This is a genomic window from Saccharomonospora sp. (assembly GCF_027317685.1).
Classification (GTDB): Bacteria; Actinomycetota; Actinomycetes; order Mycobacteriales; family Pseudonocardiaceae; genus Saccharomonospora.
Map to the genome: position 1 here is coordinate 1 of NZ_DAHVQP010000116.1, position 9,274 is coordinate 9,274.

9 protein-coding genes, 1 tRNA gene and 2 pseudogenes are annotated in these 9,274 nt (G+C 65.9%); 7 read left to right on the top strand and 5 right to left on the bottom strand.

All coding sequences use genetic code 11. The features are described from left to right. Nucleotides 1–93: 93 nt before the first annotated feature. Nucleotides 94–166 (top strand) — tRNA-Arg (locus M7H19_RS13575). A gap of 355 nt (nucleotides 167–521) precedes the next feature. Beyond that, nucleotides 522–1,061 carry a hypothetical protein gene (locus M7H19_RS13580; RefSeq protein ID WP_298181249.1) on the top strand — a complete coding sequence of 180 codons (540 nt, stop codon included), beginning with the start codon at nucleotides 522–524 and terminating at the stop codon, nucleotides 1,059–1,061. A gap of 387 nt (nucleotides 1,062–1,448) precedes the next feature. On the opposite strand, the gene M7H19_RS13585 is transcribed toward M7H19_RS13580, so the two are convergent. Then, nucleotides 1,449–1,802: a signal peptidase I gene (locus M7H19_RS13585; protein ID WP_298181251.1), complete on the bottom strand. Its 354-nt coding sequence runs from the start codon at nucleotides 1,800–1,802 to the stop codon at nucleotides 1,449–1,451. 586 nt (nucleotides 1,803–2,388) lie between these two features. Here M7H19_RS13585 and M7H19_RS13590 point away from each other — a divergent pair. The 3 genes from M7H19_RS13590 (at nucleotide 2,389) to M7H19_RS13600 (ending at nucleotide 4,605) form a co-directional block, all read left to right on the top strand. Beyond that, complete coding sequence (locus tag M7H19_RS13590) at nucleotides 2,389–3,501, top strand: DegT/DnrJ/EryC1/StrS family aminotransferase (protein WP_298181252.1); 1,113 nt, start codon at nucleotides 2,389–2,391, stop codon at nucleotides 3,499–3,501. Nucleotides 3,502–3,589: 88 nt separating this feature from the next. Continuing rightward, the gene (locus M7H19_RS13595) at nucleotides 3,590–4,054 is read left to right on the top strand and encodes a GNAT family N-acetyltransferase (protein WP_298181253.1); all 465 of its coding nucleotides are present in this window, start codon (nucleotides 3,590–3,592) and stop codon (nucleotides 4,052–4,054) included. Nucleotides 4,055–4,092: 38 nt separating this feature from the next. Then, the gene (locus tag M7H19_RS13600; RefSeq protein WP_298181255.1) at nucleotides 4,093–4,605 is read left to right on the top strand and encodes a DinB family protein; all 513 of its coding nucleotides are present in this window, start codon (nucleotides 4,093–4,095) and stop codon (nucleotides 4,603–4,605) included. A gap of 4 nt (nucleotides 4,606–4,609) precedes the next feature. On the opposite strand, the pseudogene M7H19_RS13605 reads toward M7H19_RS13600, so the two are convergent. Then, nucleotides 4,610–4,989: pseudogene (locus tag M7H19_RS13605) on the bottom strand (hypothetical protein). 92 nt (nucleotides 4,990–5,081) lie between these two features. Here M7H19_RS13605 and M7H19_RS13610 point away from each other — a divergent pair. Beyond that, complete coding sequence (locus M7H19_RS13610; RefSeq protein ID WP_298181257.1) at nucleotides 5,082–5,645, top strand: TetR/AcrR family transcriptional regulator; 564 nt, start codon at nucleotides 5,082–5,084, stop codon at nucleotides 5,643–5,645. 48 nt (nucleotides 5,646–5,693) lie between these two features. Here M7H19_RS13610 and M7H19_RS13615 read toward each other — a convergent pair whose 3' ends face one another. Together M7H19_RS13615 and M7H19_RS13620 are read right to left on the bottom strand one after the other, a co-directional pair. Then, nucleotides 5,694–6,644: a PE-PPE domain-containing protein gene (locus tag M7H19_RS13615; protein ID WP_298181259.1), complete on the bottom strand. Its 951-nt coding sequence runs from the start codon at nucleotides 6,642–6,644 to the stop codon at nucleotides 5,694–5,696. A gap of 16 nt (nucleotides 6,645–6,660) precedes the next feature. Next, the gene (locus M7H19_RS13620) at nucleotides 6,661–7,299 is read right to left on the bottom strand and encodes a C39 family peptidase (protein WP_298181262.1); all 639 of its coding nucleotides are present in this window, start codon (nucleotides 7,297–7,299) and stop codon (nucleotides 6,661–6,663) included. 256 nt (nucleotides 7,300–7,555) lie between these two features. Here M7H19_RS13620 and M7H19_RS13625 point away from each other — a divergent pair, with 256 nt between their 5' ends. Next, on the top strand, nucleotides 7,556–8,506 hold the full coding sequence (locus tag M7H19_RS13625; protein WP_298181263.1) for a helix-turn-helix domain-containing protein: 951 nt from the start codon (nucleotides 7,556–7,558) through the stop codon (nucleotides 8,504–8,506). 35 nt (nucleotides 8,507–8,541) lie between these two features. Here M7H19_RS13625 and M7H19_RS13630 read toward each other — a convergent pair. Beyond that, nucleotides 8,542–9,274: pseudogene (locus M7H19_RS13630) on the bottom strand (hypothetical protein); the annotation flags it as partial.

The window sequence follows — 9,274 nt, forward strand, 5'->3', positions numbered from 1 at the left end:
GAGCTACCCGCCTCCAGTCAAGGTCCCGCTCACAAGGTGGACAGGCGACGCGCTAAGCTGTGCGCAGAGTCGCGGAACCCAGACGACTCACCGGCCCCCGTAGCTCAGGGGATAGAGCACCGCTCTCCTAAAGCGGGTGTCGGAGGTTCGAATCCTCCCGGGGGCGCCCAGGACAACTACATGGCCGGTCCGCGGAAACAAGCCAATCAGACGCTCTGCCGTCCGTTCTGATTGACGCACGACGACTTGCCCGAGCTTCCGGTCCTGACGAGGAAGCCGGGGCGCATCGAGTGTTGTCCACGGCATATCGGCTAGGTGCTGGTCTTGCCAGTCGCATGGGGCTTGATGACCTTGCATGGACCTCGGCCGAGCGAGCATTACACGCCGCTCGGGAGGCCGACGCGCCAGACGTAGAGATCGCGATCTCAATGCGTTACCTGGCGTGGACACTCGTCCGACAACAACGGTTTGCCGAAGCTGAACGCATAGCCGTCGCCGCAGCAGAGCGGATCCAACCGAACATGCTCGACCAGGACCCACAACGAGCAGGTGTTTTCGGCAATCTCCTCTTCAACGCCGCCACCGCGGCGCTCTCCACAGGCAATGTGGCTCGCGCGGACGACCTACTCGCCGAAGCGCAAGCCGCAGCGACACGTGCGCGCACCGACCACGCCACCGAAGCAGCCATCTTCGGCCCGCGCGTTGCCGCCCTACAGCGCATCGACCACACGGCGCGAGCAGGAGAGGCAGAGCTGGCCCTCCAGCAAGCCAAAACAGCACCCGCGCCCACCGGCGATGTGCCGGCCTTCTGGGAAGCGGGGCACCGGCTACGACTTGCTGCGGCCTCCGCTCAGGCGCGGCAGGACCGTGACGCACTGGCGTACCTGAAGGCAGCTCGGGACCTGGCGCCGGACTGGGTGAGGTACCAGCCACTGGGGACAGCGACGAGGCGACGCCTCGTAGACCGTGCGCCTCGTCGGCTCGGAGATGCGTTCTCAGACCTGGCAATCCACTACGGTGTCCTACCCCGCGAGTCGCAATCGCATACGGCCACACCGTGAGCACGAAAGGCACTGAGCCAGGCACGAACAAGCTGATTTCCCACGATCGAGCTGAACATGCCTATCGGACCTATATGGAGAAGATGTGGATCAGCGGCGATCAGCTGGAACTCCGCGATACTCCCTCAGCTTCTCAGGCCCCTTTTACCTGGGCAATAACCGTCACACTGCGCCCGGCTACACCCGACTTCAGGCGTGTAACGGCCCCTAAAACGGGGTGTCATAGGCTCGAATCCTCTCCGGGTCGCCCAGGCCGGGGCAAATGCCCTTCGCACGGCACCACTCGCGCCCACGCCCAACCATGCATCAGCGGATTACGGCTTTTCCACCCTCATCCGCATGACGGTCTCGGAGCCGACTACCGTCCCAACACCAAAGGCCTTTCGTTCACACGGGCGAGGACGGCCAACGCACAGCGAGCACGGTCGATGCTTCGAGCGCTTCCCACGAGTGATCGATGCCCGGCCCCCACATCACGTAGTCGCCTTGCTTCGTGAGGGTGGCCGCGCCTTCGGTGGAGTCGACCCGGAAGCGGCCGCTGATGAGCAGCACGAGCGTGGCGCGCTGGTCGCCCGAGGTCCATTCGGGGCGTTTGTCACCCTTGGGGTGGTTGGCCCATTTGACTTCGACATCCGTGCTGGATCGGACACCTTTCGAGGGGTCGGTGAAGTGGCCGACGAACCAGCCCCGCGTGTCCGCGCCGTCGTCGACGGCGTTGCCGATGTGCCAGTTCTCGGCCACGGTAACTCCTCCTCGACAGGCGGTGGGTTTCCTCGGTATGTCACGGGAAACCCCTGCGAGAAAACGAACAGTCCTGCCCCAGAGTACGTCGCTGACCGGCTCCGCTCAGGAAAGCCGCACCGATCGGTGTCGCCATGGTGCGTCCGACTTGTATCCGCCTCGGCCCGTTCGCCGTAGGGTGCCCTGAGCCCGTCGAGGCAACGCGTTGGTTCGTGCGAACGCGAAGACCGCGGTAAGCGCTCGACCCCGGTGAGGAGCCGTCACCTGTATTGCGGGAACTAGGCATCGGCGGGGGCGAGGTCGCATTCGACGCTTGCGTGGAGCCGACGAGGTTGTTCTGTCCTTGCGGCAGGCACTCTTCCAGCCTGGATCGGTTGCTCCGAACTCAACGGGACATCCGGTCCACAGTGACCCGTCCTCACAGGACCAGCCGCCGCTCACCCGGCCACGCCGCCCCGCCGCGCCGCGATGGCAGCGTGTTCTGCAACGGTGCGGCGACGAACCGGTGGACGGGGTTGCCAACAATGGGGCGCGCGTGCTGTTCTGAGCTCGTTTGTTGATCTTTCCGAGGCGGGTGGGGCGAGCCGTGACCACTTACGTGTGGGATTATCTTCCTGAATATCAGCACGAGCGCGCGGACATCCTCGATGCTGTCGAGACGGTTTTCGAGTCGGGGCAGCTGGTGCTGGGCGCGAGTGTCCGGCACTTCGAGGAGGAGTACGCGGCCTATCACGGCGTCGACCATTGTGTCGGTGTCGACAACGGCACCAATGCCCTTGTGTTGGCGTTGCGGGCGCTCGGCGTCGGTCCCGGCGACGAGGTGATCACGGTGTCGAACACCGCCGCGCCCACCGTGGTCGCGATCGACGCCGTCGGTGCCACGCCGGTGTTCGTGGACATCCGTGAGGAGGACTTCCTCATGGACACCAGCTTGGTCGAGACCGCGATCACCGAGCGGACGAAATGTCTGTTGCCCGTGCACCTCTACGGACAGTGTGTCGACATGGAGCCGCTACACCGGCTGGCCACGCAGTACGGCCTCGTACTTCTGGAGGACTGCGCGCAGGCACACGGGGCGCGGCACCACGGTCGCATCGCGGGTTCGTTGGGTGATGTGGCCGCGTTCTCCTTCTATCCCACCAAGGTCCTCGGCGCCTACGGTGACGGTGGCGCGGTCCTCACCTCGTCGGCCGAGATCGAGGCGAGTCTGCGGAGCCTGCGTTACTACGGCATGGAGCAGGCCAACCATGTCGTGCGGACCCCGGGTCACAACAGCAGGCTCGACGAGGTGCACGCGGAGATTCTGCGCCGCAAGCTGCGCAGACTCGACAGCTACGTGGCGGGACGGCGTGCTGTCGCGAAACGCTACGAGGAAGGCTTGGGTGGCACCGACCTTCTCCTGCCGAGGACGACCGAGGGTAACGAGCACGTCTACTACCTGTACGTGGTGCGGCATCCGCGCCGAGACGACATCATCGCCGCGCTCAAACAGCGCTACGACATCTGCCTCAACATCAGTTATCCGTGGCCTGTGCACACCATGAGCGGTTTCGCGCACCTGGGCTACGAGAGGGGTTCGCTGCCGGTCACCGAGCGACTGTCCGGCGAGATCTTCTCGTTGCCGATGTATCCGTCACTTCCCGTGGAGTTGCAGCAGAACGTCATCACGGCTGTCCGGGAGGTCCTCGCGTCGCTGTAGCGGTGGGTGTCGGAGTCGGCACACGCGCGGGCCGGGCAAGGACGTCGTGTGTCGGGAATTTCTGTGTCTTTCTGCGACAATCCGTTGAATGGACGACGTCATCATCCGTCCCGCCGTGTCGGCGGATCTTCCCGCCGTCGCCGCGTTGCGGTGGGAATGGTTGTTGGAGAACGGGGACTCTCCCGCCGTCTCACACGAGGAGTTCGTGGAGCACTTCGTCGCGTGGGCGCGGGAGAACGCGCCCACGCACCGGTGTCTGGTGCTCGTGCGCGGCGACGTCGTGATCGGCATGGCGTGGTTGGCTCTGGTGCAGCGTGTGCCCACACCACAGTCGCCGACACGGAGGTCCGGGGATGTGCAATGCGTCTACGTGGTGCCCGGTGAACGTGCCTCGGGGTTCGGCGGTCGGCTCATCGACGCCGTTCTGGCTCTGGCCGGTGAGCTCGGGGTGGAACGGGTGACCGTGCATTCCAGCTTCCGTGCCATCTCGGCGTACTGTCGGCACGGTTTCAACGCTTCACCGCGGTTGTTGCAGGCGCACCCCTCGGCGTGACCCCGGAAATGTCCGCCCCTCATGGCAGCATCGCCGCCATGACCACCGAGCGACGCAGGCCGCCCCACACCGCCGACGAACGCACCATGCTGGAGAGCTGGCTCGACTTCTATCGCACCACGCTGGTCCTCAAGGCCGAAGGCCTCGAGGACGAACAGCTGCGCACGGCGTCGGTGCCGCCGTCCCCGTTGACGTTGCAAGGGCTCGTACAACATCTGGCGGAGGTGGAGCGAGCGTGGTTTCAGCGGATACTGCTGGGCAAGGACGTTCCGTCGATCTACGGGCGTTCCGGTGACGGCCACGACGAGGGTTTCGCCTTGTCCGAGGACACCTCGTTCGCCGACGCGCGCGCGAGGTGGGAGACCGAAGTGGCCGTGGCGCGGAAGAACTGCGCGCAACACTCGCTCGACGACACAGTGCCGTACCCGTTCGTGCCGGGTGATGTGGTGTCGCTGCGCTGGATCTACCAGCACATGATCGCCGAATACGCGCGCCACTGCGGGCACGCCGACCTGATCCGCGAACGCCTCGACGGCGCCACGGGCGTGTGAGGGATCAGGCCACGCGTTTGCGGTAGGTGAGCACGACGACGCCGCTGTCGTACGCCTGCGAATGGGCGAGGTCGTACTGCTCGGGCGCAAATTCCGCGCCGTGGAACAACGGAATCCCGTCGCCGACCACCACCGGGTGTAGTTTGACGACGAGTTCGTCGATCTCGTAGCTGCCCCGGCCTTGCAGCACGGTGTCGAAGTGCCGGTTGGTGTGTTCTCCATCCCGAGTATTCGCCGTGCGTGCGTGGGGTACATGTCGGGATACTTCTCGCACAACGGTTGCGCGTGGTCGCCCTCCAACAGGAAGAAGTCCGGGTTGCCGTTGTCCGGGCCGGTGATGAAACCGTCGATGGTCGAGGCGACGAGGTAGGTCAGTTTCCGCATCCGCACCTCCTTTAACCACTACGAACCAAGTACTTTAACTGTAGTACTATGTTCGTAGTGGTTGTCAATCGATATGCGGCCCTGGAGGTCGAATGGTCACCAATCCGCAGCGGCGCATCGCCCTCATCGACGCCGCGATCGACGTCCTGGCCAGAGAAGGCACGCGAGGACTCACCTTCAAAGCGGTGGACACCGAGGCGGGCGTACCGAGGGGCACCGCGTCCAACTACTTCGCCAACCGCGACGACCTGCTACGCCAGGCCGCGGAACGCATCCACCTACGGGTGGCCGCCGAGGACGCCGACAGCGCCGAGACCGACCCGGAAGCACGGTTGGCCCAGCTCATGAACCTGCTACTGCAGCGCATCTCCGACGACCGCGCGGGCTGGCTCGCGCTCGTGGAACTACGCCTGGAAGCCACTCGCCGCCCCGAACTGGAGGTCATACTCACCAAGACGCTGCGTGACAACCTCGACGCCACCGTCCGGGGCCGCCGCGAGGGCGATCTACCGGGCGACGACCTCACCGCCGTGCTGCTGTACTACGCGATGACGGGGCTGCTCCTCGAACACCTGACCCTGCCCGACGTGCTGCACGACGTCGACCTCGACGAGCTGGTCCGCCGATTCGTGCATCGCTCACTGCCCCGCACGTGAACAGGCCGCTCGCGGAGGAAATCCGGGAGCGGCCTGCGTGCTGGGGTCCTAAGCGGACTGGATCAATTTGTACCAGGGCGAGGTCTCGGCCAGACGGTCGAGGGTCTCCTGCCCCACGATCCCGGTGAGCTGGTCGCGGGCCGTGCGCACCGCGTCCAGAGCACCCGGGGCGTCACCGAGCAGCTGCTGGATCTGCCACGGTGTGCCCACCGGGATCGGCAGCGGTGCACCGTACGGCACGCGCTGCGGCTGCCGGTGCAGTACCCGGCCCTGGCCGAGATCGGCCGCGGGGTCCAGGAGGTAGCCGTGGTCGCCGCTGGCGTAGCCGACGAGACCGTTGGCGAACGCCGCCAGGTTGGTGATCATGTTGGTGGAGTTGCAGATGCCGTCGTTCTCGTTGCAGATGTCGGCGACGGAGAGGTCACCGAAGTCGTGCGGGCCCTGCATGGTGACCCCCAGCAGGATCGTCGGCAGATTCGTCTCGATACCGCCCGCGACACCGCCCGCACCTCCGTCGCCGAACGCCCTGCGCGGGTTGCCGTACAACACCCCGTTGATCAGCTCGTGCGGAATGTCGTCGCTCCGCGCCAGTCCTTCGAGCACGTTGCCGGCCACGACAGCGCCCTCGGAGTACCCGGTGAGCACCAATCGCGTGTCGGCACAACGGGTGTGGAAGTCACGCACCGCCGCGTCGAGGTTGGCCATGCCGTCTGCGACGGCAGCGTCCAGCGGGTTCTCGTCGATTCCCGGGAACACGCCGTCGTTGTAGGGGACCTCGACGATCTCCCACCCCGCGGGTGGGTTGGCGTTGAACTCCGTGTTCTTCCAGTTGGTCAGTTCCTCGCCGTGGCCGTAACCGTCCACTTCGAACGCAGCCGTTTCGGGGCACGCGCCGGTGACGGCGGGTTCGGCTGCCGCCTGGGCGACGGGGACACCGGCGAGAGTCGTGGCGGCGACGGTCGCGAGCAGCGCCGCCCGTCCTTTCGTGAAGATGCGCATTCCGTCCTCCGCGTCGTCAGGCGCTGTACCCCTTCGGTGGAATGAGAGAAGCCAGGTGGTCGAAGGTGAGCCAGTAGATCTGGTTGCCGCCGAACGACGCGGGGTCGGCGATCAGCACGGTGCGGTCGATGTCGTTGTAGCCGATGACCGTGAAGTAGTGGTAGATGGTCTGGTCCGGCGGGTAACCGGGCGGCTGGTTGCCCGGGGGCGCCACGATGTTCGCGACGATCGGGTAATTGTTGTTGATGTTGAGCACGATGTCGCGCCACAGCAGGTCTTTCTGCGCCTGCGTGGGCGGGTCGTTCGGCATTTCCTTGGTCTCGTACCAGCCGACGTAGCCGTTGAGCACGCCGGTGACCTGGCCGATCCAGTCGGTGCCGCCGACGTGTGTGCCGAGCTCGGCGGCCAGGTCGGCCTGGCTGCGGTAGATACCGCGAGCGGACAGGGCGATGCGGGTGGCGGCGGGTCCACACCAGTAGCCGGTTTCCTGCACCTGGTAGTCGATGTCGAGGATGACCTCGCCCGCGGCGTGCACATGGGATGCGGAGACGGGCGGCGCTTCGGTGGTGGCCGCGGCCGACACCGGGCCGACCAACGGCACAGCGAGCAGGACCGTGAACGCGGCCGCGCCGGCCGCCAGTTTTCGATGTCGCATTCCTACTCCCCTGGTAATGGGAAAACGATCGGTAACGTCGACGAGTGGAGATCCGATAGTGCCAAGGGGAAAAGGTTCGGACCAGCGATCCGACTGGCGCACATGGGACATCGCTCAACTGCGCCATCTTCGTGTGGCCATGATCGCGGTTTTACCGACTATCGTCTGTTGACCCGGTGTTTTCACACGCCCTAGGCTTTTCGCGCCCACAGTGTGTTCAGCGAAACGCCGGAAGGGTTCAGTGCTCGACGTTCTCGTGCCTGACAGTGATCAAGGCAGGGTATATCGCGCCCTGACGCTTCGGGGCCGGTCGGATCATCGGGCGCTCGCCCGGTACATCGGTCTTCCGGCGACGACCGTCGACGCTGTGCTGTGCTCGCTCGCCGAACTCGGCCTCGTGCACCGGTTCTGTGGGGATCCGGTTCGCTGGGAGGCTGCGCCGCCGGACCGGGTCATGGCGTTGGCCTTGGCCAAGGAGGAGAACCGTCGGGCGCGGCTGTGGCAGGCGGGCGCGGAACTCGACCGGCTCTACCACCGGGCGAAGACCACCTCCGGCCCTTACCGCTACGTCGAACCGGTCGAGCATCCGGCGACACTCATCGGGCTCACCACACGTCTGCAGGAACGGGCCCGTGAACAGGTGCGTTGGCTCGATCGTCCTCCGTACTACAGCAAGCCACACCACTTCCGGGCACAGGAGGACACGCAGATGCGCCGGATGGCCGACGGTGTCCGCTACCGCACCGTGTACAGCCAGGCGGTGTACGACGATCAGGAGTTGTTCGCCGCCATGACGCGCCTGGCCGAACACGGTGAACGCGTGCGTGTGCTGTCGGACCTGCCGGTGAAGCTCACCATCGGTGACACGGATCTGGGTTTGCTGGTCCCGGATCCCGACCGGGCGGGCCTGGACGAGGCCCTGCTGGTACATCCGTCAGGGCTGTTGCAGGCCTTCATCGGTGTTTTCGAGACATTGTGGACACTGGGTGTGCCTGTCACGGACGTCGGGGGCGAACGTGTGTTGCCCGATCAGGACCGCACCATTCTCACGTTGATGGCCGCGGGCGCCACCGACGACGCCATCGCCCGCAGGTTGGACATGTCGCGCCGCACCGTGGTGCGACGCATCGCTTCGTTGCTCGACCGGCTGGGAGCCACGACCCGGTTCCAAGCCGGGGTCCAGGCGGCGAAGCGCGGACTGCTGTGACGCTTCACCGCCCGGCGGATTTCAAAAAAGATGGATCAGAGCATGCGTTCCACGATGTCGGCCGCCGCGGCCGCACCACCCGCCGCCCGCAACTCGGCACTGTGGTGGGCGAGCGCGGCGGCCACGTCCGGTGCCCGGCGACCGACAGCACGGCTTGCCTCAGCGACTCGGGCGTGACGTCCTCTGCGGGCAGGTACACGCCCACGCCCAGTTCGGCCAGGCGGTCGGCGTTGGATTGCATGGCCTTCGGGATCAGCACGGCGCAGCGTGGTGGGCGTCCGGTGAACGTGTCGACGTCGGAGTCGATGCCGAGTTCCTCGAGCCACCGCTCGACCGGGCGTGGTAGGCCTTCCCCTCGGGGTGTCGAGGAACGCCCGCGCCTCGGCCATATCCTCTTCGTAGCCTTCCCAGGCCACCATGGACGGCGACAGTTGCAGCAACGGTAATTGCCAGCGGTGGGCCAACGCCCGGCCCGCGTAACCGCCGATGTCGTAGAGCACCGCGTCCGGTCGGTCGGAGTCGAGCGCGGATTCCAGTTGGGGCAGGACGGTGCGGCCTTCGTCGAGGAACAGTTCCATTGCCTCGACACCGCCGTCAGGCCACCGTTTGCCGCGGGTCTCGTCGGGCAGTTCGGAAGCGACGACCAACGGTGTCGCGCCGGACGACGCGGCGATGTCGACGAACGACTCGGGCACGGACACGCTGACACGGTGTCCGCGTTCGACGAGCTCGGCCAGGACGGGCAGGTGCGGGTTGAGGTGACCGTGG

Bases quoted from the DNA above. Each gene is read 5' to 3' on its own strand.
- M7H19_RS13595 (WP_298181253.1), top strand. From the start codon at position 3,590: ATGGACGACGTCATCATCCGTCCCGCCGTGTCGGCGGATCTTCCCGCC.
- M7H19_RS13610 (WP_298181257.1), top strand. From the start codon at position 5,082: ATGGTCACCAATCCGCAGCGGCGCATCGCCCTCATCGACGCCGCGATC.
- M7H19_RS13600 (WP_298181255.1), top strand. From the start codon at position 4,093: ATGACCACCGAGCGACGCAGGCCGCCCCACACCGCCGACGAACGCACC.
- M7H19_RS13580 (WP_298181249.1), top strand. From the start codon at position 522: ATGCTCGACCAGGACCCACAACGAGCAGGTGTTTTCGGCAATCTCCTC.
- M7H19_RS13615 (WP_298181259.1), bottom strand. From the start codon at position 6,644: ATGCGCATCTTCACGAAAGGACGGGCGGCGCTGCTCGCGACCGTCGCC.
- M7H19_RS13620 (WP_298181262.1), bottom strand. From the start codon at position 7,299: ATGCGACATCGAAAACTGGCGGCCGGCGCGGCCGCGTTCACGGTCCTG.